The 23245-nt window shown below is 66.7% G+C and carries 23 protein-coding genes and 1 pseudogene; 18 read left to right on the top strand and 6 right to left on the bottom strand.

Annotation, left to right across the window (positions count from 1 at the left end; genetic code table 11):
• From A5753_RS09045 to A5753_RS09005, 9 genes are read left to right on the top strand one after another with little or no spacing between them, the layout of a single operon-like run.
• On the top strand, positions 1 to 843 hold the full coding sequence (locus tag A5753_RS09045) for an ABC transporter permease (RefSeq protein ID WP_067126010.1): 843 nt from the start codon (positions 1 to 3) through the stop codon (positions 841 to 843).
• Between the two features lie 21 nt (positions 844 to 864).
• Entirely contained in the window at positions 865 to 2067 is a 1203-nt protein-coding gene (locus tag A5753_RS09040; protein ID WP_067126008.1) for an MCE family protein, read from the top strand.
• On the top strand, positions 2067 to 3122 hold the full coding sequence (locus A5753_RS09035; protein WP_067126005.1) for an MCE family protein: 1056 nt from the start codon (positions 2067 to 2069) through the stop codon (positions 3120 to 3122). Before A5753_RS09040 ends, A5753_RS09035 begins: the two co-directional genes overlap by 1 nt.
• A complete protein-coding gene (locus A5753_RS09030) occupies positions 3112 to 4179 on the top strand; it encodes a virulence factor Mce family protein (RefSeq protein WP_067126043.1) in 1068 nt (355 codons plus the stop codon). Before A5753_RS09035 ends, A5753_RS09030 begins: the two co-directional genes overlap by 11 nt.
• The gene (locus A5753_RS09025) at positions 4179 to 5618 is read left to right on the top strand and encodes a virulence factor Mce family protein (protein WP_156656030.1); all 1440 of its coding nucleotides are present in this window, start codon (positions 4179 to 4181) and stop codon (positions 5616 to 5618) included. The genes A5753_RS09030 and A5753_RS09025 overlap by 1 nt, the downstream gene beginning before the upstream one ends.
• The gene (locus tag A5753_RS09020) at positions 5615 to 6769 is read left to right on the top strand and encodes a virulence factor Mce family protein (RefSeq protein WP_067126001.1); all 1155 of its coding nucleotides are present in this window, start codon (positions 5615 to 5617) and stop codon (positions 6767 to 6769) included. Before A5753_RS09025 ends, A5753_RS09020 begins: the two co-directional genes overlap by 4 nt.
• 13 nt (positions 6770 to 6782) lie before the next feature.
• The gene (locus tag A5753_RS09015; RefSeq protein ID WP_067125999.1) at positions 6783 to 8510 is read left to right on the top strand and encodes a virulence factor Mce family protein; all 1728 of its coding nucleotides are present in this window, start codon (positions 6783 to 6785) and stop codon (positions 8508 to 8510) included.
• The gene (locus A5753_RS09010) at positions 8510 to 9214 is read left to right on the top strand and encodes a mammalian cell entry protein (RefSeq protein ID WP_067125997.1); all 705 of its coding nucleotides are present in this window, start codon (positions 8510 to 8512) and stop codon (positions 9212 to 9214) included. Before A5753_RS09015 ends, A5753_RS09010 begins: the two co-directional genes overlap by 1 nt.
• Positions 9214 to 9705 carry a mammalian cell entry protein gene (locus tag A5753_RS09005; protein ID WP_067125995.1) on the top strand — a complete coding sequence of 164 codons (492 nt, stop codon included), beginning with the start codon at positions 9214 to 9216 and terminating at the stop codon, positions 9703 to 9705. Before A5753_RS09010 ends, A5753_RS09005 begins: the two co-directional genes overlap by 1 nt.
• Positions 9706 to 9726: 21 nt before the next feature.
• On the opposite strand, the gene A5753_RS09000 is transcribed toward A5753_RS09005, so the two are convergent.
• The 3 genes from A5753_RS09000 to A5753_RS24310 form a co-directional block, all read right to left on the bottom strand.
• Complete coding sequence (locus tag A5753_RS09000; protein WP_067125992.1) at positions 9727 to 10305, bottom strand: hypothetical protein; 579 nt, start codon at positions 10303 to 10305, stop codon at positions 9727 to 9729.
• Between the two features lie 84 nt (positions 10306 to 10389).
• A complete protein-coding gene (locus tag A5753_RS08995; protein WP_067125990.1) occupies positions 10390 to 11871 on the bottom strand; it encodes a trehalose-6-phosphate synthase in 1482 nt (493 codons plus the stop codon).
• A complete protein-coding gene (locus A5753_RS24310) occupies positions 11872 to 12036 on the bottom strand; it encodes a hypothetical protein (RefSeq protein ID WP_156656029.1) in 165 nt (54 codons plus the stop codon).
• A 97-nt stretch (positions 12037 to 12133) separates the two neighbouring features.
• Here A5753_RS24310 and A5753_RS08990 point away from each other — a divergent pair, with 97 nt between their 5' ends.
• The 5 genes from A5753_RS08990 (at position 12134) to A5753_RS08970 (ending at position 16415) form a co-directional block, all read left to right on the top strand.
• Complete coding sequence (locus A5753_RS08990) at positions 12134 to 12847, top strand: phosphate ABC transporter ATP-binding protein (RefSeq protein ID WP_067126041.1); 714 nt, start codon at positions 12134 to 12136, stop codon at positions 12845 to 12847.
• Positions 12844 to 13647, top strand: coding sequence for an iron export ABC transporter permease subunit FetB (gene fetB / locus A5753_RS08985; RefSeq protein ID WP_067125988.1), 804 nt, complete (start codon positions 12844 to 12846; stop codon positions 13645 to 13647). Before A5753_RS08990 ends, fetB begins: the two co-directional genes overlap by 4 nt.
• A 93-nt stretch (positions 13648 to 13740) precedes the next feature.
• Entirely contained in the window at positions 13741 to 14676 is a 936-nt protein-coding gene (locus tag A5753_RS08980; RefSeq protein ID WP_067125986.1) for an enoyl-CoA hydratase, read from the top strand.
• A gap of 96 nt (positions 14677 to 14772) precedes the next feature.
• Positions 14773 to 15609, top strand: a complete 837-nt coding sequence (locus A5753_RS08975; RefSeq protein WP_067125984.1) for an SDR family oxidoreductase — start codon at positions 14773 to 14775, stop codon at positions 15607 to 15609.
• Between the two features lie 14 nt (positions 15610 to 15623).
• A complete protein-coding gene (locus A5753_RS08970) occupies positions 15624 to 16415 on the top strand; it encodes an SDR family NAD(P)-dependent oxidoreductase (protein WP_067125982.1) in 792 nt (263 codons plus the stop codon).
• 55 nt (positions 16416 to 16470) lie between these two features.
• Here the strand turns inward: A5753_RS08970 and A5753_RS08965 are convergent, their stop codons facing one another.
• Both A5753_RS08965 and A5753_RS08960 read right to left on the bottom strand, forming a co-directional pair.
• Positions 16471 to 18033 (bottom strand): LCP family protein, encoded by a 1563-nt coding sequence (locus A5753_RS08965; protein ID WP_156656028.1) that lies wholly within the window; start codon positions 18031 to 18033, stop codon positions 16471 to 16473.
• 346 nt (positions 18034 to 18379) lie between these two features.
• The gene (locus tag A5753_RS08960) at positions 18380 to 18583 is read right to left on the bottom strand and encodes a hypothetical protein (RefSeq protein ID WP_067126038.1); all 204 of its coding nucleotides are present in this window, start codon (positions 18581 to 18583) and stop codon (positions 18380 to 18382) included.
• 419 nt (positions 18584 to 19002) lie between these two features.
• Between A5753_RS08960 and A5753_RS08955 the strand changes: the two genes are divergently transcribed.
• Complete coding sequence (locus A5753_RS08955; RefSeq protein ID WP_067125977.1) at positions 19003 to 19182, top strand: hypothetical protein; 180 nt, start codon at positions 19003 to 19005, stop codon at positions 19180 to 19182.
• Positions 19183 to 19198: 16 nt separating this feature from the next.
• Here A5753_RS08955 and A5753_RS08950 read toward each other — a convergent pair.
• Positions 19199 to 20691: pseudogene (locus A5753_RS08950) on the bottom strand (amidase).
• Positions 20692 to 20811: 120 nt separating this feature from the next.
• Here A5753_RS08950 and A5753_RS08945 point away from each other — a divergent pair.
• The 3 genes from A5753_RS08945 to A5753_RS08935 all read left to right on the top strand — a co-directional run bounded on the left by A5753_RS08945 (position 20812) and on the right by A5753_RS08935 (position 23108).
• Positions 20812 to 21687: an alpha/beta fold hydrolase gene (locus A5753_RS08945; RefSeq protein ID WP_197694642.1), complete on the top strand. Its 876-nt coding sequence runs from the start codon at positions 20812 to 20814 to the stop codon at positions 21685 to 21687.
• Positions 21688 to 21777: 90 nt separating this feature from the next.
• Positions 21778 to 22446 (top strand): S1 family peptidase, encoded by a 669-nt coding sequence (locus A5753_RS08940; RefSeq protein WP_067125975.1) that lies wholly within the window; start codon positions 21778 to 21780, stop codon positions 22444 to 22446.
• 188 nt (positions 22447 to 22634) lie between these two features.
• The gene (locus A5753_RS08935; protein WP_067125974.1) at positions 22635 to 23108 is read left to right on the top strand and encodes a lipoprotein LpqH; all 474 of its coding nucleotides are present in this window, start codon (positions 22635 to 22637) and stop codon (positions 23106 to 23108) included.
• Positions 23109 to 23245 lie beyond the last annotated feature (137 nt).

Here is a 23245-nt window from a genome sequence, read left to right as displayed (position 1 = left end):
ATGAGTTATGACTTCACATTCCGGCTGCGCAATGTCGCGTCCCGGCTGCAAGGCCCGGTCGATGACTTCGGCGAGCAAGCGTTGTTCTACGGCCAGACGATGCGGTACGTCCCCAATGCACTCACCCGCTACCGCAAGGAGACCGTCCGGCTGATCGCCGAGATGACGATGGGCGCGGGCGCTCTCGTCATGATCGGCGGCACGGTCGGTGTGGCGGCCTTCTTGACGTTGGCCTCCGGCGGCGTCATTGCCGTGCAAGGGTATTCGTCGCTGGGCAACATCGGCATCGAGGCGCTGACCGGATTCCTGTCGGCGTTCCTGAACGTCCGGGTCGTCGCGCCGGTGATCGCCGGTATCGCGCTGGCCGCCACCATCGGCGCCGGTGCCACTGCCCAATTGGGCGCCATGCGGGTGTCTGAGGAGATCGATGCCGTCGAATGCATGGCGGTGCACTCGGTGTCCTACCTGGTATCAACGCGGCTGATCGCGGGCCTCATCGCGATCATTCCGCTGTATTCGCTGTCGGTGCTGGCCGCGTTCTTCGCCGCCCGCTTCACCACGGTGTACATCAACGGACAGTCAAAAGGCCTCTACGACCACTACTTCAATACGTTCCTGATCCCGTCCGACCTATTGTGGTCGTTCCTACAGGCCATCGTGATGTCCATCGCGGTCATGCTCGTCCATACCTATTACGGTTACAACGCCCACGGCGGTCCGGTCGGAGTTGGGATTGCGGTCGGCCAGGCCGTGCGGACTTCGCTGATCGTGGTGGTCGTCATCACCTTGTTCATCTCGCTCGCTGTGTATGGGGCGTCGGGTAATTTCAACCTCTCCGGATAACAGGACCGCTTAAAAGGGACCATGGCAGACACAGACGCCCGACGCTCAACCGTCCGGCTGGCAGCAGCGGTGCTGGCCGGCCTGCTGGTGGCTTTCGCTGTGCTGACTTACCTTTCCTACACAGCGGCCTTCGCGTCGATCGACACCGTGACGGTGTCCGCGCCGCGGGCCGGCCTGGTGATGGAGAAGGGCGCCAAGGTCAAGTACCGCGGCGTCCAGATCGGCAAGGTCGAAACGATCGACTATTCCGGTGATCAGGCGCGGCTGACGCTGGGCATCAACAGCGACGATCTGCATTTCATCCCGTCGAACGCGATGGTGCGCCTCGCCGGTAACACCATCTTCGGTGCCAAGGCGGTGGAATTCATTGCGCCGCAGTCGCCTTCGCCGACGTCTCTGCGTCCGGACGCGCACGTGGCGGCCTCGTCGGTGCAGCTGGAAGTCAACACCTTGTTCCAGTCGTTGATGGACCTGCTGCACAAGGTCGATCCCGTTGAACTCAACGGCACGTTGAGCGCGTTCGCCGAAGGCCTGCGCGGCCACGGCGATGATCTGGGTGGCATCCTGTCGGGTCTGAATACGCTGACGCGCCAGGCGAACCCGAAGCTGCCCGCGCTGCAGGAGGATTTTCGCCAGGCCGGGGTGGTGGCCAACGTGTACGCCGACGCGGCCCCGGACCTGACCACGGTGGTCGACAACCTGCCGACGATCAACAAGACGGTCGTCGACCAGCAGAAGAACCTCAACGACACGCTGCTGGCCACCATCGGGCTGTCGAACAACGCCTATGAAACCCTGGCCCCGGCCGAACAGGACTTCATCGACACCATCAACAGGCTGCGGGCCCCGCTGAAGGTGGCCGCCGACTACTCGCCGGAATTCGGCTGCCTGTTCGCCGGAATCGACCGAGGCCTCAAGGAGTTCGGACCAATCCTCGGTGTGAAGAAAGCCGGCCTGTTCACGTCGTCGAGCTTCGTGCTGGGTGCGCCGTCGTACACCTATCCGGAATCGCTGCCGATCGTGAACGCCTCCGGCGGCCCGAACTGCCGTGGGCTGCCTGACATCCCGAACAAGCAACATGGCGGGTCGTGGTACCGGGCGCCGTTCCTGGTGACCGACAACGCCAATATCCCGTACGAGCCGTTCACCGAACTGCAGTTCGACGCGCCCTCGACGTTGCAGTTCTTATTTCACGGCGCCTTCGCGGAACGGGACGACTTCTGATGCCGGAAAGTTCGGGCATGCCGTCGCACCGCGAAATGATCATCAAGGTCAGCATCTTCGCGGTCGCCATGCTGCTGGTGTCCGCGGGGCTGGTGGTGGTCTTTGGTGACTTCCGCTTCGGACCCGAAAGTACCTACCACGCAACGTTTACCAACGTGTCACGGCTGAAGTCCGGCCAGAAGGTGCGCATCGCCGGGGTACCGGTCGGCGCGGTGTCGGGCATCAAGCTCAACCCGGACAACACCATCGACGTAAAGTTCGGAGTTGACAAGCGCTACACGCTCTATTCGTCCACGCGCGCGGTGATCCGATACGAAAACCTGGTCGGCGACCGATTCCTGGAGATCACGTCGGGCCCGGGGGAGCTGCGAAAGCTGCCGGCCGGCGCGACGATCAACAGCCAACACACCCAGCCCGCACTGGATCTCGATGCGCTGCTGGGCGGGTTGCGGCCGGTGCTGAAAGGCCTTGACGCCGATAAGGTCAACACCATCAGCGGCGCGGTCATACAGCTGCTGCAAGGCCAAGGCGGGGCGTTGTCGAACGTGCTGGCCGACACCAGCGCGTTCTCCACGGCGCTGGGCCAGCGCGACCAGCTCATCGGCGACGTGATCAACAACCTCAACACGGTGCTGACCACGGTGGACCAACGCAGCGCGCAGTTCTCGGCCAGCGTCGACCAGCTGCAGCAGCTGATCACCGGGCTGGCCCAGCACAAGGACGACATCGCCGGCGCCATTCCACCGTTGGCCTCGACGACGACGGATTTGACCGAGCTGCTGAAGAATTCGCGCAGGCCGCTGCAGGGCATCCTGGAGAACACCCGGCCACTCGCCACCGAGATAGACAACCGTAAGGCCGAGGTGAACAACGACGTCGAACAGCTCGGCGAGGACTACCTGCGGCTGTCCGCACTGGGCGCCTACGGGTCGTTCTTCAACATCTACTTCTGTTCCGTGACGATCAAGATCAACGGCCCGGCCGGCAGCGACATCCTGCTGCCGCTTGGTGGCCAGGTGGATCCCAGCAAGGGGAGGTGTGCTTTTGCCAAGTAACGCAAGGCGTGGCGAGCGCGACCCACTGCGCACCGGCATCTTCGGTGTGGTGCTGGTGGTGTGCGTAGTGCTCATCGCGTTCGGCTACGCCGGATTACCGTTCTGGCCGCAGGGCAAGATCTACGACGCCTACTTCAGCGACGCCGGCGGCATCAATCCCGGCAACGCCGTTTACGTTTCGGGTTTCAAGGTCGGCAAGGTGACCTCGGTGGGTCTGGCCGGCGACAGCGCCAAGATCAGCTTCAGCGTCGACCGCCACGTCGCCGTCGGTGACCAGTCGCTGGCCGCGATCCGCACCGACACCATCCTCGGTGAGCGCTCCATCTCGATGACCCCGGCGGGTGGCGGCAAGGCGACCACCATCCCGCTCAGCCGCACGACGACGCCGTATACCCTCGCCGGTGCGCTCGAGGACTTGGGGCAGAACGCCAACAACCTGGACAAGCCGCAGTTCGAGAAGGCGCTGAACGTGCTGACCGACACGCTGCACGACGCCAACCCGCAGCTGCGCGGCGCGCTGGACGGCGTGACGTCGCTGTCGCGCACGCTGGATCGACGCGACGAGGCGCTGCAAAGCCTGCTGGCGCACGCGAAGTCGGTCACCGGCGTGTTGTCGCAGCGCGCCGACCAGGTCAACAAACTGGTCGATGACGGCAACGAGCTGTTCGCCGCCCTCGACGAACGCCGCGACGCCCTGTCCCAGCTGATCTCGGGGATCCAGGGCCTCTCGACGCAGATCTCCGGCTTCGTCGCCGACAACCGCAAGGAATTCGGTCCCGCTCTGGGCAAGCTCAACGACGTGCTGTCCAACCTCAACGAGCGCCGCGACTACATCGCCGAGGCCCTCAAGCGGCTGCCGACTTACGCCACCGAGCTCGGTGAGGTCGTCGGTTCGGGTCCCGGATTCAACGTCAACGTCTACGGCGTGATCCCGGCACCGCTGCTTGCCACCATGTTCGACTTCTTCTACCAGCCCGGCAAGATGCCTGCCAGCCTCGCCGACTACCTGCGCGGCCTGATTCAGGAACGCTGGACCATCAGGCCGAAGTCACCGTGATGCAGCGGATCATCCGTAGCCGGGGGCTGCGCTACGCCACCATCATCGCGCTCGTCGCGGTGCTGGTGGGTGGCGTGTATGTGCTTACGTCGCAAGCGAATAATCGCAAGCTCTTCGGCTATTTCGCCTCCGCGGTCGGCCTGTATCCCGGTGACCAGGTGCGCGTCCTCGGTGTCCCGATCGGCACCATCGACACGATCGAGCCGCGACCGTCCGACGTCAAAATCGCCATGTCGGTGAGCAAGGACGTGAAGATCCCGAAGGACGCCAAGGCGATAATAATGTCGCCAAACCTGGTGGCGGCCCGCTTCATTCAGCTGACACCGGCGTACACCGGCGGACCGGCGATGGCCGACGGCGCCAGCATCGGCCCGGACCGCACCGCGGTCCCGGTGGAGTGGGACGAGGTCAAGGAATCGTTGACCCAGCTGGCCGTCCAACTCGGCCCGACTGCCGGATCGATGCAGGGACCGTTGGGCGCGGCGATCAACCAGGCCGCGGACACCTTTGACGGCAAGGGCGAGTCGTTCCACAGCGCCCTGCGTGAGCTTTCGCAAGCCGCCGGGCGACTGGGCGATTCGCGCGGCGACATCTTCGGCACCGTGAAGAATCTCCAGGTGCTCGTCAACGCGCTATCGTCCAGCAACGAACAGATCGTCCAGTTCGCCGGGAACGTCGCCTCGGTGTCACAGGTGCTCGCCGACAGCTCGCGCCACCTCGACACCACGCTGGGCACCCTCAACGTAGCGCTGTCCGACATCCGGGGTTTCCTGCACGAGAACAACTCTACGATCGTCGATACGGTCAACAACCTCAACGATTTCGCGAAGACGTTGAGCGACCAGAGCGACAACATCGAGCAGGTGCTGCACGTGGCGGGCCCGGGTATCGCCAACTTCTACAACATCTACGACCCCGCGCAGGGCACCCTCAACGGCCTGCTGTCGATACCGGAGTTCGCCAACCCCGTGCAGTTCATCTGCGGTGGCTCCTTTGAAACCGCCGCCGGGCCCAGGGCGCCCGACTACTTCAAGCGCGCCGAGCTCTGCCGTGAGCGGCTCGGCCCGGTGCTGCGCCGGCTCACCGTGAACTACCCGCCGCTGATGTTCCACCCGCTGAACACGATTACGGCGTACAAGGGTCAGATCATCTACGACACCCCGGAAACCCAGGCCAAGTCGGCGACCCCGGTTCCGCAGCTGACCTGGATTCCGGCCAAGGGTGCCCAGACGCCGCCGGCCGCGCAGAATCCGGCGGATCTGCAGGCTCTGCTGGTCCCGACGGCCCCGCAGGCTGGTACCGCCCCGGGACAACCGGCGCCGGCCGGCCCCGCCGCGGCACCCGGACCCGCGCCCGGGAGCGCGTTCGGCCCGCTGCCGGGTCCGCCCCCGGGCCAGGCTCCCAACGGCCCCGCGGCCGGGCTGGGCGGTGGCGGATGAACCGAATGTGGTTGCGCGTCAGCGTATTGGCGTCGGGCAGCGTGGTGCTGGCCGGCTGCCAATTCAATGGACTGAACTCACTGGCGATGCCCGGCACCGCCGGCCACGGCGGCGGCGCCTACTCGATCACCGTCGAACTGCCCGACGTCGCGACCCTGCCACAGAACTCTCCCGTCATGGTGGACGACGTCACCGTCGGCAGCGTCGCCGGCATCTCGGCCGAACAGCGTGCCGACGGATCGTTCTATGCGGCAGTCAAACTGGCGCTCGACAAGAACGTGGTGCTGCCGGCCAACTCCACCGCGACGGTCGCCCAGACGTCGCTGCTCGGTTCGATGCACATCGACTTGGCGCGTCCGAAGGACAAGCCGGCCGCCGGCAAGCTGAAGGACGGGTCGAAGATCGCGGAGGCCAACACCGGTCGCTATCCCACCACCGAAGAGGTTCTTTCGGCGCTGGGCGTCGTGGTGAACAAGGGCAATGTCGGTGCGCTGGAAGAGATCACCGACGAGACCTACCGCGCCGTCGCGGGCCGTCAGGACCAGTTCGTCGACCTGGTTCCCCGGCTCGCGGAACTGACTTCGGGACTCAACCGTCAGGTCAACGACATCATCGAAGCGGTAGACGGGTTAAACCGATTCTCGGCGACCCTGGCACACGACAAGGACAACCTGGGCCGGGCGCTCGACACGTTGCCCGAGGCAATTCGCGTGCTCAACAAGAACCGCGACCACATCGTCGAGGCGTTCGGCGCGCTGCACAAACTGGCGAACGTCACCTCCCATATCCTGGCCAAGACCAAGGTGGACTTCGCCGCGGACATGAAGGACCTGTACTCGGTCGTGAAGGCGCTCAACGACAACCGGAAAAACCTGGTCACCTCGCTGCAGATCCTGCTGACGTTCCCGTTCCCGAACTACGGCATCAAGCAGGCCGTGCGCGGTGACTACCTCAACGTGTTCACCACCTTCGACCTCACCCTGCGCCGGCTGGGCGAAACGTTCTTCACCACGGCGTATTTCGACCCGAACATGGCCCACATGAGTGAGATCCTCAATCCGCCCGACTTCTTGACCGGCGAACTGGCGAACCTGTCCGGACAGGCCGCGGACCCGTTCAAGATTCCGCCCGGCACGGCTTCGGGACACTAGGGGGCGGGCGCAGATGCATGACAGACTGACCAAGATCCAGCTGGCGATCTTCGCGGTGATCACGGTCGTCACCCTGACCGTGATGGCGATCTTCTACCTGCGGCTGCCCGCGACGTTCGGCATCGGAACCTACGGCGTGAGCGCCGATTTCGTCGCCGGGGGCGGCCTGTACAAGAACGCCAACGTCACCTACCGCGGCGTGGCCGTCGGCCGCGTCGAGTCCGTGGGTCTGAGCCCCAACGGCGTCATCGCCGGCATGCGGCTGAACAGTGGCACCGCCATCCCGTCGAACGTCACCGCCACCGTCAAAAGCGTGTCAGCGGTCGGCGAGCAGTACATCGACCTGGTGCCCCCGAGCTCGCCGGCAACAAACAAGCTGCACAACGGGTCTCGCATCGAACGACAGAACACCCGGATCGGCCAGGACGTCGCCGACCTGCTGAAGCGCTCCGAGACACTGGTCAACAGCCTGGGCGACACCCGGTTGCGTGAGCTGCTGCACGAGACGTTCATCGCGGCCAACGGCTCAGGTCCGGAGCTGGCTCGGCTCTTCGAGTCCGCCCGGCTGCTGGTGGACGAGGCCAACGCCAACTATCCCCAGGTCTCCCAATTGATCGATCAGGCCGGCCCGTTCCTGCAGGCTCAGATTCGCGCCGGCGCCGACATCAAGTCACTGTCCGACGGCCTGGCGCGATTCACCTCCGAGGTCCGTCAAGCCGACCCGCAGCTGCGCGACACCCTGGCGACCGCCCCCGGCGCCACCGACGAGGCCAGCACCGCGTTCTCCGGCATCCGTCCCTCCTTCCCGGCCCTGGCCGCCAGCCTGGCCAACCTCGGCCGGGTCGGCGTGATCTACCACAAGTCGATCGAGCAGCTGCTGGTCGTCCTGCCGGCGCTTTTCGCCGCGATCATCACAATGGCGGGCGGTCCTCCTATCGACGAGGGCGGAAAGCTGGACTTCAAGCTCGACCTCAACGACCCGCCGCCATGCGCCGTCGGCTTCCTGCCGCCGCCGTTGATGCGCACCCCGGCCGACGAGACGGTGCGCGAGCTGCCGAAGGACATGTACTGCAAGACCGCGCAAAACGACCCCAGCACCGTGCGCGGCGCGCGCAACTACCCGTGCCAGGAATTTCCCGGCAAACGTGCCCCGACCATCCAGCTCTGTCGCGACCCGAAAGGCTATGTGCCGGTCGGCCGCAACCCGTGGCGCGGTCCGCCGGTGCCCTACGACACCCCGGTGACCAACGGACTGAATGTGTTGCCGCCCAACCACTTCCCGTATATCCCGCCGGGCGCTGAACCCGATCCAGGGACGCCCATCGTCGGGCCGCCGCCCGCGGGCGTCACCCCCGGGCCGGGGCCGCTGCCGAACAAACAGCCGGCCTTCGACCCGCCGCCGCCCAATAACAACGGGCCGCCACCGCCGTTCACGTCCTGGCAGCCGCCCGGGATTCCTCCTGTGCCGCCCCAGCTTCCGTACCCGAAGTGGCTGCCCCCGCCACCGGCGCCGGAGGGCATCAGCCCGCCGCCGGCCGGCCCGGGACCGGAGAAGCCGTGGGGGCCGCCGCCCGGCGGGCAGCCGCAGGCCAGCGGACCCCCGGCCTACGCCACCTATGACCAGAAGACCGGCGCGTTTGTCGATCCGGCCGGTGGCACTGGTATCTTCGCGGCCGGCGCAACCGGCACCTCCGGCGCCGAGAACTGGGTGGACCTCATGCTTGATCCAAGGCCGATGTAATGGACCCTGCCGTGACAGACGAACCGACAACCACGCCGCGCGTTCGTCGACGAGCTTCGCGCGCGGCAGGTCCGGCCAAGGGCGGCCCGGCCCGGGATGTCACGGTCCAAGCCGACGCGCCGACGGCGCCGAACCCGGCGAAACCGGTCAAGACCTTCAAGCCGATCAAGCCGCCGCCACGACGTCAGCCGCATCGTGTCATGGTTGGCTGGATCTCGTTCGCGGCCGCACTGCTGGCGGTCGGGGCGCTGGCCGGTTGCGTGGTGGCGCTGCTCGATTCGCAGCGCCACGCCACCGCGGCGCAGGCTCGCGATCAGCGTTTCGTCGACACCGCCACGCAGACGGTGGTCAACATGTTCAGCTACAAGCAGGACAACATCGACGAGAGCGTGAACCGGTTTATCAACGGCACCAGCGGGCCGCTGCGGGGCATGCTCGGCGCCAATAACAACGCCGAGAACCTCAAGGCGCTTTTCCGCTCCACCAATGCGACGTCGGAGTCCGTCATCAACGGCGCGGCGTTGGAAGGCGTTGACGCCGTTACCGATAACGCTTCGGTGCTGGTGTCGGTGCGCGTCACGGTCGCCGACATCGATGGCGTCAACAAGCCGTCCATGCCGTATCGCCTGCGCGTCATCGTTCACGAAGACGACGCCGGGAAGATGAGCGGCTACGACCTGAAGTATCCCGACGGAGGCAATTGATGCGATGGCGGCGCTGGCTGCTGGTCGTCGCGGGCTACCTTTTGGCCGTGGCGTTCGTCGGGTTGTCCGCGGTGGCCGGCTGGATGTACTGGGACCGGGTGCAGACCCGCGGCGAACATGCAGCGCGCGCGGTGTTGCCTGGGTTGGCGGCCAAGGAGATCCCCGAGGTCTTCGCGTACGACTACCAGACCGTCGAGCGGAGCCTGTCGGCGGCGTATCCGTTGTTGACCCCCGACTATCGCGCGGAATTCCAGAAGAGTGCCAACAACCAGATCATCCCCGAGGCCAAAAAGCGCGAAGTGGTGGTGCAGGCCAATGTCGTTGGCGTGGGGGTCATGTCGGCTAAGCGGGAATCGGCTTCGGTGATGGTCTTCATGAACCGGACCGTGACGGACAAGTCACGCCAGCCGCTGTATGACGGCAGCCGGCTGCGGGTGGACTTCAAAAAGGTCGGCAAGCAGTGGCTGATCGCCTACATCACGCCGATCTAACCTCGCCGAAATCGATCGACGTCAGTAGCACATCGCAATGCCGTTGCAGTACAACGGATAACGCTGCACCGGACTCGGCGGCGGCCCGATCATCGACAGCGAGAACGGTTGCTTTTTCATCTCGGGCTGCATGCCGCACACGGGTCCGTGCATGGTGGTGTGGGTGCCGCTCATCGTCTCGTCGCTGAACGCGAAGGTTTCGGTGGACGGTGCGGTGCCGCCGCCCGGGCAGGACACACCATTGTCCTTCGTGACTTGGAACGTCCACAGCATGCTGGACATCCGCGCCCGGCCGCTGAAGTTCTGCAGCTTGTCCGCGGCGCTGATCCGCTCATCGGTAAAACTCACGACGTTCAGCGCGCACCCCATCGCGAACACGATCGGATCCGAGTAGTCGTTCATGTTCCGGGTGCCGGAGGGCTGATCGCATATCGCCGTGACGGTCCAGGTAACCCCGGACACGCCCGCCTCGTTGAACGAATAGTTGCCGTCCGCCGGCGGTCCGAGCGCCTTGGCCGGTTCACCCGATTGCAGTGCGATACCCACCGCGACGGCCGTGAAGATGCCGGCACCCGCGGCCATCCCGTGACGGAGCTTCATGTGATTCCCCTCCTTCACGCTCGATGCTGCATCTGAGTATCACAGCGTTTGGGCGCCAGCACCATGGGTTCTTGCGCATGCGCGCTAATCGGCGCCGCCGGGCCGGGATTCGGCGAGCGCATCGAGGAACGAGCGCGCCCAGCGGTCGACGTCGTGAGCGAGAACCTGGCGGCGCAGCGACCGCATCCGGCGTCGTCCTTCTTCGGCGGATTGGTGCAGCGCGGCCTCGATCGTGTCCTTGACGCCTTCGAGGTCGTGCGGGTTGACCAGATACGCCTGCCCGAGTTCGGCGGCGGCGCCGGTGAATTCGGACAGGACGAGCGCACCGCCGAGATCGCTGCGGCAGGCGACATACTCCTTGGCCACCAGGTTCATCCCGTCGCGCAGCGGGGTGACGAGCATGACGTCGGCGGCAACGAAATACGCGATGAGCTCGTCGCGGGGGACCGGGCGGTGCAGGTAGTGCACCACCGGATGCCCGACTTCGCCGTACTCGCCGTTGATGTGGCCGACCTGGCGTTCGATGTCGTTGCGCAGGTGCTGATAACTGTCCACCCGTTCGCGACTGGGTGTCGCGAGCTGTACCAGCACCGTGTCGTCGCGCTTGGCGCGGCCTTCGGCGAGCAGTTCCGAAAAGGCCTTCAGCCGAACGTCGATGCCCTTGGTGTAGTCGAGCCGGTCGACGCCGAGCAGCACCTTGCGGGGGTTACCCAGCTCGGCCCGGATCTCGCGGGCACGCCGCTTGATGTCACGGTGACGGGCCGCCTGGTCGAGGGAACTGGAGTCGATGGAGATGGGAAAGGCGCCCACCCGAACCGCGCGGGACTCGAGTTCCACCTCGCCGTACCGAGACCGCACTCCCACCGCTCCGCGTGAGGTGTTGGCACCGATCAGCCGTCGAGCCAGAAATAGGAAGTTCTGCGCGCCGCCGGGCAGATGGAATCCGACTAGGTCGGCACCGAGCAACCCCTCGACGATCTCGGTCCGCCACGGCATCTGCATGAACAGCTCGACCGGCGGGAAGGGGATATGCAGGAAGAAACCGATGGTCAGGTCGGGCCGGAATTCGCGCAGCATCGCAGGCACCAGCTGCAGCTGGTAGTCCTGCACCCAGACCGTCGCGCCTTTCGCGGCGGCGTGCGAGGTGGCGTCGGCGAAGCGGCGGTTGACGGCGACGTAGCGTTCCCACCATTCGCGGTGGTAGCTCGGTTTGACGATGACGTCGTGATACAGCGGCCACAGCGTGGCGTTCGAGAAACCCTCGTAGTATTCGGCGACGTCGTCGGCGCTCAGCTTGACCGGTCGAAGCTCCAGGTCTTCCTGGACGATGGGCTCGGCGTCCTGGTCGGTGTCCTCGTCGATGGTTCCGGGCCAGCCGACCCACGCCCCGCGCTGGCGCCGCAGCAGCGGCTCGAGGGCGGTGACCAGTCCGCCGGGGCTGCGTTTCCACGCCGTGCTGCCGTCGGGCAACCGCTCCTGATCCACCGGCAGGCGGTTGGCGACTACGACGAAGTCGGAGTTCCCGAAATCGGCTGGCTTCGAGCTTCGCCGTCCCCCGGGAGACATTTACGCGTCGATTTTCGCCGGTCCGATACCCAGCATGGACAGAAAGACCCGGCATTCATCGGCGTCGTTGGCGTACGCCGCGACGACGCGCCTGGCCTGGCTCGCAGTGTCGTCGGCCACCGGCTCGACATCGCCGATTTCGCCAGGATCAGATTTCGTAGGCATGACTTAACTGTAGGCGACGCGTGTGACCGGTCGCAGCCCGTCTCATCAGCCAACGGGCGCGCCGGGCGCGAAGAGACGAAGGACCTTCGCCGTGGTGATGCACCATAAGCAGGTGGTCGATCAGGACGCCGATGGCGACAGGGTGTTCGAGTTCGTCGATGTCGTCGTCGAGCGCCAGGGGGTGCGCGCTCTCGACGGCCTGACCGCCGCCATTCCGGGTCACGGCGTGACGGCGGTGGTCGGACCCTCGGGAGCGGGCAAATCGACCCTGCTTCGGCTGTGCAACCGGCTGGAGCTGCCGACGAGCGGGCGGGCTTGTTTCTACGGGTCGGACATCGCCGGGCTCGACCCGCTGCGGCTGCGGCGCCGGGTGGGCATGTGCTTCCAGCGCCCCACGCCCTTTCCCGGCACGGTCGCCGACAACCTGCGGGCCGCCGACCCGGATGCGTCCGATACGCGGATGCGGGAAACGCTGGCCCGGGTGGCGCTGACCGGATCGTGGTTGGAGCGTGACGTCGCCGAACTCTCGGGCGGCGAAGCGCAACGCGTCTGCCTGGCCCGCACGCTGATTGCACAACCTCGGGTGCTGCTACTGGACGAACCCACCTCCGCCGTCGACACCGAGGCCGCCGAGATCATCGAGCGCGCGGTGCGCGACCTGGCCGCCGACGGCACCCCAGCCTTGTGGGTCACCCACAACTGGGCGCAGGTGCAACGAGCAGCCGACCGGGTGTTGCGCCTGGAATCCGGCCGCAGTCTGGGGCTGGGCCCGGCCGCCGCCAAGCCTGGCGACGGCTCGGTGGCGGGATGAACGGTCAAGTCGGCTGGGTGGGCCTGGCGTCGTCGCTGACACTGGTGGCGTTCGCGGCCGGGATCTCACTGTGGCGGCGATTGGGTTTGGAGCGGCAGCTGCTGTGGGCCGCGGCCCGCGCGCTGGTACAGCTGCTGCTCGTGGGCGGCGCGCTGACGCTGCTGTTCGAACCGGGCCGGTCGCTGTGGTGGTCGTGGGCGTGGGTTGCCGGGATGGTGGCCTACGCGGGGGATGTCGCCCGCCGCAGGGCACCGGAGGTACCGCGCTTTGCGCCCCTGGCCGTTGCCGCGTTCGCCGGCGCGGCGCTGGTGACGCTGGGGGTGCTCTTCGGTCTGCGGGTGTTCCCGCTGCAGGGCCGCACTCTGGTGCCGATCGCCGGGATGATGATCGGCAACTCGATGACCGCCATGGTGCTGGTGGCTCGGCGGTTGGTAGACGAGCTGCGCGACAAGCGCGACGAGGTCGAAGCCCGCCTCGCGCTGGGACAACCGTCGAAGCAGGCCGCGTCGCCGTATTTGCGAATCGCCTTGCGCGCGGCGATATCTCCGCAGATTGAAACGACCAAGGCCACCGGCCTGGTGTTCCTGCCGGGCGCGATGACGGGTCTCATCCTCGCCGGCGTGCCGCCGTTGCAGGCCGTGCTGGTGCAGGCCGTGGTGATGTTCTTGATCCTGGGCTCGGTCGCGGCCACCACCGTGGTCGTCGCGATGGGCATCGTCCGGCTGGTGTTCACCCGCGACCATCGCCTGCTGCCGCTGGGCCGGCGGCCCGAGAGCACCGGAGGACACCGTGGTAAGTAGGCCGGTCGGCCGATCACCCCAGCGCGGACCCGGTTACACACTGGCCGTAATGTGTAAACAATTCGGACTCGGACGACAAGCGAGGTGGGCGGAATGACTCTCTCCGAGCAAGCCGGCGCGCAGGCGGCCGACGCCGGCGCCCCGGAGCTGGTGACCTACGAGACTCTGGACGATGGCCTCATCGCCCGGATCTGGCTCAACCGGCCCGACGCTCACAACGCGCAGAGCCGCGGACTGCTGGTCCAGTTGGACGAGGCGTTCCTGCGCGCCGAGGGTGACGACACCGTGCGAGTGGTGATTCTGGCCGCGCGCGGCAAGAACTTCTCCGCCGGTCACGACCTCGGCTCGGAGCTGGCGCTCGCCGAGCGCGCGCCGGGCGCGGGGCAGCATCCGACCTTCCGCATCAACGGCGCCACCCGCGATCCGGTCGCCGAGAAGACCTACCTGCAAGAGTGGCATTACTTTTTCCAAAACACTTGCCGCTGGCGCGATCTGCGCAAGATCACCATCGCTCAGGTCCAGGGCAACGCGATCTCGGCCGGCCTGATGCTCATCTGGGCGTGCGATCTGATCGTCGCCGCCGACAATGCGAAGTTCAGCGACGTGGTCGGCGTCCGGATGGGCATGCCGGGCGTCGAATACTACGCTCACCCTTGGGAATTCGGCCCTCGCAAGGCCAAAGAGCTGCTGCTGACCGGTGATGCGCTGGACGCCGACGAAGCCTACCGCCTCGGCATGGTGTCAAAGGTGTTCCCTGCGGACGAATTAGCCGACAAGACACTGGGATTCGCGCGGCGCATCGCCGAGCGGCCGACGATGGCGGCCATGCTGATCAAGGACTCGGTCAACGCGGCCTCCGATGCGATGGGCTTCACCGAAGCGCTGCGGCACGCGTTCCACATCCACGAGCTGGGTCACGCGCACTGGGCGGCGCACAACGAGAACAGATATCCGATCGGCCTGCCGCCCGACGTCGAGGACTGGCGCAACGCGAAGCCGACCAGGCTGGCCCGCCGCGACACCCCGTAGCGCCGCCGAGCTTTAACGAGACCGGGGGTAGCGATATTCACCCCGAGGGGACATGCTTCTATAGCTAGAACCTGTTCCAGTTCGAGAGGGCCTCGCGTGCAGCTATCTTTCCAAGACCGGACGTATCTGATCACCGGCGGCGGCAGCGGGATCGGCAAGGGCGTGGCCGCCGGCCTGGTCTCGGCCGGGGCCTCCGTGATGATCGTCGGCCGCAACCCGGACCGGCTGGCGGGCGCCGTCGAGGAAATCGAGCCGCTGGCCGCCAACGGCGGCGCGATCCGCTACGAGCCCACCGACGTCACCAACGAGGACGAGGTGGCCCGTGCGGTCGACGCCGCGACGGCCTGGCACGGTCGGCTGCACGGCGCGGTGCATTGCGCCGGTGGCTCGCTGACCGTCGGGCCGATCACCCACACCGACTCCGAGGCGTGGCGAAACACCGTCGACCTTAACGTCAACGGCACCATGTACGTCCTCAAACATGTTGGGCGCGAGTTGGTGCGCGGCGGTGGCGGCTCGTTCATCGGGATCTCGTCGATCGCGGCCAGCAACACCCACCGCTGGTTCGGGCCCTACGGGGTCACCAAGTCGGCGATCGACCACATGATGATGCTGGCCGCCGACGAACTCGGGGAGTCGTGGGTGCGGGTCAACAGCATCCGCCCGGGCCTGATTCGCACCGATCTTGTTGACGCGAGCGTGATTCAATCGCCGGAGATCAGCGCGGACTACGCGCTGTGCACCCCGCTGCCCCGGGTGGGTGAGGTCGAGGACGTCGCCAACCTGGCGATGTTCCTGCTCAGCGACGCGGCCGCCTGGATCACCGGCCAGTGCATCAACGTCGACGGCGGCCACATCTTGCGCCGCGGCCCCGACTACTCCTCGATGATGGTGCAGATGTTCGGCCAGGACGCGCTGCGCGGAGTGGTCTGAGCCGGGAGAATCGCATGAAAAGGCTTGAGGGCAAAAGGATCCTGGTGACGGGCGCCGCGTCGGGCATCGGCCAGGCCACCGCGCTGCGCTTGCTGGACGAGGGCGCCGCCGTCGCGGCCTCCGATGTCGCAGCCGACGGCTTGGACAACACCCGGGCGCGGGCCGAAGAGGCCGGCACCGCCGACCGGCTCACCACCATGCCGATGGATGTCGGCGACGAGGATTCGGTGACCGACGGGGTAGGCCTGGCCGTCGAGCAATTGGGCGGGCTCGACTCGCTGGTGAACGCCGCCGGCATTCTGCGGGCGGCGCACACCCACGAGACCAGCCTGGACCTCTGGAACCAGATCGTCGGCGTCAACCTGACCGGAACCTTCCTGGTGGTCCGGGAAGCGCTACCGTCGCTGCTGGCGAATCCGCGCAGCGCGATCGTGAACTTCAGCTCCACCTCGGCCTCGTTCGCCCACCCCTACATGGCCGCCTACGCCGCGAGCAAGGGCGGCATCCAGGCCTTCACCCACTCGCTGGCGCTGGAATACGCCAAGGACGGGCTGCGCGCGGCGTGCGTGGCGCCGGGCAGCATCAAATCGGGCATCACCGACGCGACCGGCGGATACATCCCGAAGGACGCCGATTGGTCGCTGTTCGGTCGGCTCATGCCGATCCTGCCGACGACGGTCGAATCCAGCGGCGCCGGCATGGCCGAGCCAGGGGCGATCGCCGGCGTCATCGCCATGCTGGTGTCCGACGACGGCGCGTGGATCACCGGTACCGAGATCCGCATCGACGGCGGCACCCATGCCTGATGGCGGCGAGCCCCAGCGCCCGGCTTCGCCGCGCTTGCGATCGCCGCACGCCTAGTCAGTTGACGCAGGGGACGCCGCCGCCGTCGATCGGCTTTCCCTGATCGGGCGTCGGATAGGTCGTGGTCGTCCCGTTGTAGTAGTAACTCTTGGCCTTGGTCGACGTCGTGCTGGAGCTGGTGCTCGTCGTGTCGTCCATTTGCGTCTCGTCCGATGTGGGCATCGAGAAACTGGTGTCCACGGTCAGCCGGATGTGTCCGGCCGCGACGCCGGCGCTCGGCTGCTTGGGAGCGTCCACGCCGAGCAGGCTGGCCAGGTTGAGCGCATCGGTCTGCGCACCGGCGCCGTACTGCACCGTGGTGGTGGTCGGATCGTCCGATTCGCGGTCGCGCACCTGGCCCGGCGTGAAGCCCTTCTTCTTCAGCGCGCGCGACACCTGGGTGGCCAGACCACTCGTGCCGCCGGAGTTGACCACGTCGACGACGGTGGACGGATCGGGTTTCACGGCGGTGGCGGTCGGCGCCGTCGTCGATGTGTCGGCGCCGATCGCCGCGGCCACCTCGGACTTGATCGCCGCCGGGTCGACGATGTTGACGTCCTGGCCGTCGATGTTGTCGTAACGCACCACCGGCAGCGTCCGGAACTCGATGTTGCCGCCGGCCAGCCCGCCGAGCCGTTGGATCATGTCGTCGTTCCAGCCCGCCGAGAGCACCACGTCCTTGCGCGCCACCGCCATCAGGTTCTTCAGCTTGTCGATGTTGGTGAAGGTGCCCGCGGCCTGCAACTCCTGCATGACCGACGAGATGAACGCCTGTTGCCGATGGGTGCGGTCCAGGTCACCGTTGTCCAGGCCGTGCCTCTGCCTGACGAACGACAGCGCCTCGGACGCGTCCAGCCGCTGCCGCCCGGCCGGGAAGTCGGCGCCCGAATACTCGTCGTAGACGGGGTGATTCAGGCAGACGTCGACGCCGCCGAGCGTCTGTGCCAGATCGAAGAACCCGGCCAGATTGACCTCGGCGAAATAGTCGATGGGCACGCCGGTCAGGTTTCGCACCGCGCGCAGCGTCGCCGCCCGGCCGGCCTCGCGGCCCTTGGTCTCGAGTTCCTTCTGAGTGAGGTTGCCCTGGTTGGCCAGCTTTTGGGCGACGTACTGTTTGGTCAGCCCGTACGCCTCTTTGATCTTGATGTGGTTGTACCCGGGGACCCCGGTGAAAGGCACCCAGTCGTCGCGGGGGATCGAGAAGGCGACGACCTTGTTGTCGGCGCTGACGTGCACCAAGATCATCGTGTTGGTGTTGTAGCCACCGTCGTCGGAATCGCCGGCGTGCAGATGCTTCAGGATCGAGTTGGGCAGGTCGTTGCCGTCCTGATCTTTGCGCGAATCCAGCCCGATCAGCAGGATGTTCATGTTGTCGCCGCTGGACCGCGGATCGTCGGGCAGCAGGGCGTTCGACACGGTGATGCCGCCCAGCGCACCGTGCGCCACGTAGTACCCCGCCCCGGTGAGCCCCACGGCCGCCACGGAGACGAGCGCGCCCAGGGTGCGCGTCAGCCCCTTGCGGAAACGGGAGGGTTGACGGACGGCTCGATGACGGCGATGGGCGCCGCCCGAGCGGGCCATCACAAACCTCTGCCCACGCCCAGCGCATCACCAGGCACCGCAACGGTGCTTTGCGGTGATGTCGCTTCAAGCATGGTGACAAGTATGCGTTAGCTTGCTGTGAACCCTCCAATCGAGAGCACCCGTCACAGGCTCCCCACCGGCGCGTTTGTCGGGCCGACCAGGGGCGATTTGCGCTCATCGCGCCGGCTCTACCAGCAGGTTCTGCTCGGACCCGGCCGCGGTGGTCTCCGGTAGGTCTCGGGCCGGTCACAGCGCCGCCCGGATCGAGCCGAACTCGTTACCGAGCGGAGACGGCCCGTCGGTCCCCACCGCCTCACCGCGGCCAGCAAACCGCCCCCGCCGGCTATCGGGCTTTCACCACGTCCTCACCCGAGCTGTAAAACAGCGTGATGTTGGTGCCGGTGACGATCTCAGCGAGGTAGACGCCGACGGGTTCGATCTCGTAGTAGTAGCGGATGTTGCCGTCGTTATCCTGCGTCGACGCACACGAAAAGCCCGGCGCACCGCAGCGTTGCTTGATGGGCACGGCGAAGACGGCAATCAGCATGACGACCGCGACGCCGACGATCAGCGGGACCCTGCCGACTGCCGATTTTGGCTGCACCGGATTGACCACGGTTGGAGTGTAAGCGGCTGATCCAGTGGTTTCAGCGCGCGGCCAAGGTTCGTCGTCGCCGCCAATCGGGTATCGCCTCCGGCGTTTGGGCGCCCGGGTACGGCGGGTAAGCGGCCATGAGCCGAGCGAAGGACTGAGCATGATCGACACACGACTCAGGCCGTTTCCGCCGGGGCGGCCGGAAAATTCGGAGCCGGTGCAGCCGGGCAGTCCCAGCGAGACACCGGAGCGGCTCACGCCGACGGAAGCGCCCGAACGGCTGACGCCGGCAGAACCGCCCGAGCGCTTGACGCCGTCGGAACCACCCGTGCGCCAGACGCCGGACCAGCGAACACGATTGGAGAGCAGACATGCGCGCTGAGGAAGGCGACGAATCCGTCAAGGACTACGCGAACGAGGGACGAGAAACCCTCGGCCGCATCAAGGCTTCACAGCACGGGGGCGGTCGCCTCGGCGACATCGCCCGGCGCTTCGCCAGCCTGTGGCGGGGCCGGCGCGGTACCGAAGACACCGACGGACCTGCCGCGTAATCGGTTCGACGACAGGTTAATTCGGCGCAGCGGGCGCCGGATGCCGCTGCGCCCAGGGGCGCGCCTCTTCGAGTTGCGCGGCGAGCTGCAGCAAATCGCCGTCCGCGCCCAGTTTTCCGATGAACTGCACACCCAGCGGCAACCCGCCATCCGTCCAATGCAGCGGCACACTGATCGCCGGGCGGCCGGTGAGGTTTGCGAGCTGGGTGTAGGGCACCCAGCCCAGGCTCCCTGGATCAGGTCATCGAGGATCCCGCTGAGCCCCATCAGCTTTCCGGCCCGCGCCCGGCTGACCAGGCGGGCCATCCGCTGCAACGGGGCCGACGTCGTCGTCGCACCGACCGCAATGGGTGGCGTGGCCAGGGTCGGCGTCAAAAAAAGGTCGTAGCTGGCGTGGAACGCGGCCAGGGACTGGATGTAGTCGTTGCGGTTTTCCAGAGCGGACAGGACGGGCAGCACACCGCCGGACCGGCCCAGTTCGGCGATGGCCAAGGTGTCGGCCTCGAAGTCGCTGTCGCGGGCACCGGTCCGCCGTTTGATGTCGGCAACTTGCTGATGTAGCTGGCCGAACCAGATGGTCAGGAAGTCACGCCCCAGCGCGGCGTCGTCGTACGGCGGCGCGACCTCCTCGACCTGATGACCCAGCTCGTCAAGGAGCGCCGCGGCTTCTTCGACCGCGGCAACGGCCTCGCGGTCCGGGCGAGCGTTGATCGCCGAGCGCGCCGAGTAGCCGACTCTCAGGTTCTCCGGGCGGTGCCTGATCTGTTCGACAAACGGCTTGTCGGGCAATGCAACTCGGTATGCGGCGCTCGGGTCGGGTCCGACGATCGCGTCGAGCAGCGCCGCACTGTCGCCCACGGTGCGCGACACGACTCCCTGGGTCGCCATCCCCAGCAGCTGTTCACCCGTCTGCGGGCCATAGGGCGCCAACCCTCGGCTGGGCTTGAGGCCGACCAGTCCGTTGCAGGCGGCGGGGATGCGGATCGACCCCCCGCCGTCGTTGGCGCCGGCGGCAGGCACAATGCCCGCCGCCACGGCAGCGCCCGATCCGCCCGAGGAGCCGCCGGGGGTGCGCCCGATGTTCCACGGGTTGCGGGCCGGGCCCCAATAGTCGGGTTCCGTCACGCCCTTGGCCCCGAACTCCGGGGTATTAGTCTTCCCGAAGATCACCAGGCCCGCGTCCAGGAACCGCTGGGTGACCAGGGCGTGCCGGTCGGCCACGTCATGGGCCAGCGAGCGGGACCCGCACGAGGTCGCAAAGCCGCGGTATTCCTGACCGAGGTCTTTGAGCAGAAACGGCACACCGGCGAACGGTCCGCTCAGATTCGGATCGGCGGCTTGCCGGTCGGCGGCGTCGCCGAGGCGGCAGACGATGGCGTTCAGGCGTGGATTGACCTCGTCCGCTCGCTGCCGCGCCAATGCGAGAAGCTCGGCCGGGGTCACCTGCTTGCGCGACACCAGCTCGGCCAGCGCCGTCGCATCCAACGACATGTACTCGTCAAGATGCATGCGGTTCTCCTTCGCTATGGTCCGCTTGCGCGTAGCGGCGGCATCGCATTCGAGGCCGTTGCATGCGGTTGACGCTAAGCCAACGCGAGCTTTTCGTGGGGCGCGCCTTAGTATCACCTGATGCCCACGGCAGCCGAACCGTTCACGATCCGGGGCCCCGGCGGGGTGCAGATCGTAGCTGACCGCTTGGGGGATCCGCAGGCGCGCGCGGTGGTGTTCTTGCACGGCGGCGGACAGACCCGGCGGTCCTGGGGCAAGGCGGCCGCCGCTGTGGCCGCGCAGGGGTGGCAGGCCGTCACCGTCGACTTGCGTGGCCACGGCGAATCGGACTGGTCCGACAACGGTGACTACCGCGTCGTCAGTTTCGCCGCCGACGTCCAAGAGGTGCTGCGCACGCTGCCCCCGCGGCCCGTGCTCGTCGGTGCCTCCCTGGGCGGGTTCACGTCGATGCTGCTCGCCGGCGAACTGTCCCCGGGTATTGCCAGTGCGGTCGTGTTGGTGGACATCGTGCCGAACATGGACCAGTCCGGGGCGAACCGGATACATGCCTTCATGGCCGACCGCGTGGAGTCGGGCTTTAGCTCACTCGACGAAGTCGCCGACGCCATCGCCGAATACAATCCGCACCGGCCGCGACCAACCGATCTGGAGGGCCTGACCACCAACCTGCGTCGCCGCGGCGATCGCTGGTACTGGCATTGGGATCCCCAATTTATCAGCGGCACTGCGGCTTTCCCACCGTTCGAGGTCACCGACCCCGACCGGATGCACGCCGCCGTCGACGCGATCCTGCGCGGCGGGGTGCCCATTCTGTTGGTCCGCGGCCAGATGAGCGACCTGGTCAGTCAGGAGCGTGCCGACGAATTCCTCGTGCGCTTCCCGCAGGTCGAGTTCACCGATGTCCGCGGCGCGGGACACATGGTGGCCGGCGACCGAAACGACATCTTTGCCGGTGCTGTGCTGGACTTCCTTGCCCGGCACGTCGATGCCGGGTAGCCGCGCGTGCGCGGAACGAGTTGGCCGCCACCTCATTTCAAGTCGTCGGCGCTGCTACTATCTGGCGGGCGCAAGGGGGAAAGGGACGGCGTGACCATACCGTGGTTGCGGGGGTCGGCGCTCTTATGGGCTGTGATGGTGGTCGCGACGGCGGCGGCGAAAACCGCTGCGGCAGTGCCGCCCCCGGCTTTGCCGTCGCCGCCGCCCTCGCCGGGTATCGGAGTGGATCATGAATCCGGCAGGTGCACAGCAGGATTCGCGGCGCAGGGCTCCGACGGCAGCTACTATTTGATGACGAGCGGGCACTGCGACTCGCACGACGGCACCGAATGGACGTACGGCAACGACGCCCCGCTCGGCAGGATCTCGGCCAGCGAGCACGACGGCGACAAGCGAGACGCCGCGATCATCCGTCTGGAGCCGAGTGTCGGGATGCCGGTGGGTGACGTCGGCGGCAGGTATCAGGTTCGGGATGTGTTGAGCCGCCAGCAGATTCAGGCCGGCATGCCGTTCTGCAAGATCGGCGCGGTGACCGGCGAGACGTGCGGTGTCGTCAAAAGCATCAATGGTGACGTCGTCGAAGCCAGCGTGTTCAGCCTGGACGGCGACAGCGGCAGTCCGGGCTTCGTGATGAACCCCGACGGCACCGTCAGCGCGGTCGGTCTGCTGATGTCATCGCCCGACGGCGACGACTACACGACCTACTTCATGCTCATCAACCCGCTGCTGGGCAAGTGGGGGCTTCGTGTACTTCCGTGAGAGGCGATCACGGCGAGGGCTCGGGCCGGCCACCGGCAGGTGACGTAGCGTTTGCGAGTCCGGGGTAGCGGGTACCAAGAGGATCGGCCGTGAGGCGTCGGGGTGGGGGCCCTTGGTAGTCCTTCCGGTGTTGATGCGGCCTAGGTCAAGAGACAGCAGCGGAACCAGCGACACGAAGGGAAGCAGTAGTGAAGCGTGGGATCGTCGTAGGCGTAGCCGGGGTGGCCCTGGTGGTCGCGGCCAGTGCCGGATGTTCGAGCAACAAGTCCAGCACCGGATCGTCTGGCTCACCGTCGTCATCATCTAAGGCGGCGGGCCCGGTCCTCACCGTCGACGGACAGAACCAAAACATCAGCGGGCAGGTCGCATGCACGGCCGCGGGTGACAACATCACCATCGGCATCGGTGACCCGACCGCCGGCCTCGGTGCCGTGGTCAGCAACGGCAATCCGCCACTGGTGCATTCCGTCGGGCTGGGCACCGTCAACGGTGTCGCGCTGGGGTTCTCCGACGCCGCGCCTAACCAGAGCGGCAGCGCCGGGGCCGCAGTCAACGGCAAGGACTGGGCGATCAAGGGGACCGCCACCGGTACCGACATGAGCAACCCGCAGCAACCGCAGCAGGTGACCAAGCCGTTCGAGTTGGACCTCACCTGCCCGTAGTGCAGGCCACCGACACCCAAGAGGAGACGCAGCAATGTCTATGAAACGCGCCGTCAGCGCTGCCGCGCTGGCCGCCGGCCTGAGTATCTCCGCGGCGACACTGGGCGCCGGCTCGGCCTACTCCGCCCCACTCGACC

It is taken from the genome of Mycobacterium sp. 852002-51971_SCH5477799-a (assembly GCF_001667145.1).
Lineage (GTDB): Bacteria > Actinomycetota > Actinomycetes > Mycobacteriales > Mycobacteriaceae > Mycobacterium.
This window is presented reverse-complemented; position numbering and strand designations above follow the sequence as displayed.

Coding starts and splice junctions, on each gene's coding strand:
- A5753_RS09045 (WP_067126010.1), top strand. CDS start 1: ATGAGTTATGACTTCACATTCCGGCTGCGCAATGTCGCGTCCCGGCTG.
- A5753_RS09040 (WP_067126008.1), top strand. CDS start 865: ATGGCAGACACAGACGCCCGACGCTCAACCGTCCGGCTGGCAGCAGCG.
- A5753_RS09035 (WP_067126005.1), top strand. CDS start 2,067: ATGCCGGAAAGTTCGGGCATGCCGTCGCACCGCGAAATGATCATCAAG.
- A5753_RS09025 (WP_156656030.1), top strand. CDS start 4,179: ATGCAGCGGATCATCCGTAGCCGGGGGCTGCGCTACGCCACCATCATC.
- A5753_RS09020 (WP_067126001.1), top strand. CDS start 5,615: ATGAACCGAATGTGGTTGCGCGTCAGCGTATTGGCGTCGGGCAGCGTG.
- A5753_RS09015 (WP_067125999.1), top strand. CDS start 6,783: ATGCATGACAGACTGACCAAGATCCAGCTGGCGATCTTCGCGGTGATC.
- A5753_RS09010 (WP_067125997.1), top strand. CDS start 8,510: ATGGACCCTGCCGTGACAGACGAACCGACAACCACGCCGCGCGTTCGT.
- A5753_RS09005 (WP_067125995.1), top strand. CDS start 9,214: ATGCGATGGCGGCGCTGGCTGCTGGTCGTCGCGGGCTACCTTTTGGCC.
- A5753_RS09000 (WP_067125992.1), bottom strand. CDS start 10,305: ATGAAGCTCCGTCACGGGATGGCCGCGGGTGCCGGCATCTTCACGGCC.
- A5753_RS08995 (WP_067125990.1), bottom strand. CDS start 11,871: ATGTCTCCCGGGGGACGGCGAAGCTCGAAGCCAGCCGATTTCGGGAAC.
- A5753_RS24310 (WP_156656029.1), bottom strand. CDS start 12,036: ATGCCTACGAAATCTGATCCTGGCGAAATCGGCGATGTCGAGCCGGTG.
- A5753_RS08990 (WP_067126041.1), top strand. CDS start 12,134: ATGCACCATAAGCAGGTGGTCGATCAGGACGCCGATGGCGACAGGGTG.
- fetB (WP_067125988.1), top strand. CDS start 12,844: ATGAACGGTCAAGTCGGCTGGGTGGGCCTGGCGTCGTCGCTGACACTG.
- A5753_RS08980 (WP_067125986.1), top strand. CDS start 13,741: ATGACTCTCTCCGAGCAAGCCGGCGCGCAGGCGGCCGACGCCGGCGCC.
- A5753_RS08970 (WP_067125982.1), top strand. CDS start 15,624: ATGAAAAGGCTTGAGGGCAAAAGGATCCTGGTGACGGGCGCCGCGTCG.
- A5753_RS08965 (WP_156656028.1), bottom strand. CDS start 18,033: ATGGCCCGCTCGGGCGGCGCCCATCGCCGTCATCGAGCCGTCCGTCAA.
- A5753_RS08960 (WP_067126038.1), bottom strand. CDS start 18,583: ATGCTGATTGCCGTCTTCGCCGTGCCCATCAAGCAACGCTGCGGTGCG.
- A5753_RS08955 (WP_067125977.1), top strand. CDS start 19,003: ATGCGCGCTGAGGAAGGCGACGAATCCGTCAAGGACTACGCGAACGAG.
- A5753_RS08945 (WP_197694642.1), top strand. CDS start 20,812: ATGCCCACGGCAGCCGAACCGTTCACGATCCGGGGCCCCGGCGGGGTG.